Genomic DNA, 532 nt, shown 5'->3' with positions numbered 1-532 from the left:
TGCCATATTTTCATATACAGTCATGTGAGGATAAAGTGCATAGTTTTGGAAAACCATCGCTATATCTCTATCCTTTGGTGGAACATCGTTGCAAAGCTTTATCTCCAATATATAACTCACCTGATGATATTTCTTCTAGACCTGCAATCATTCTAAGTGTAGTTGACTTTCCACATCCTGATGGTCCAACTAGAACTATAAATTCTTTATCTTAGATTTGTATCGGGATTGTTGTTCTTAATCAGGCAMMAAAAGGCTTAATAAAAAGTTCCACTTTTTTAAGTGGAACTTTACTTACATTTATTGGATAATGTCACATTTCACTTGGGTGACTACTTTTTTCTTTTCTACAACTTCTTTAATATAAACTGACTTAAATTCATTTTTTAAGATATCCATATAAATAATATCATATCTTTCACCAGCAACTTCTATTGCTTCCCTTAGCCTTCCAGCATATTTAAATCCAACTTTTTCATAGCATTTAATTGCATTTACGTTGTAACTATAAACCTTAAGATATACTGAGTGT

Annotated in this window: 1 protein-coding gene and 1 pseudogene; both read right to left on the bottom strand. The window is 31.3% G+C overall.

Annotated features, from left to right (window positions below; genetic code table 11):
• A pseudogene (locus TCEL_RS13270) lies at positions 1-211 on the bottom strand (ATP-binding cassette domain-containing protein); the annotation flags it as partial.
• Positions 212-300: 89 nt separating this feature from the next.
• On the bottom strand, positions 301-532 hold a 232-nt coding region (locus TCEL_RS13920), incomplete at its 5' end, for a GNAT family N-acetyltransferase (protein ID WP_040684087.1).

It is taken from the genome of Thermobrachium celere DSM 8682 (genome assembly GCF_000430995.1).
Lineage (GTDB): Bacteria > Bacillota > Clostridia > Clostridiales > Caloramatoraceae > Thermobrachium > Thermobrachium celere.
This window is presented reverse-complemented; position numbering and strand designations above follow the sequence as displayed.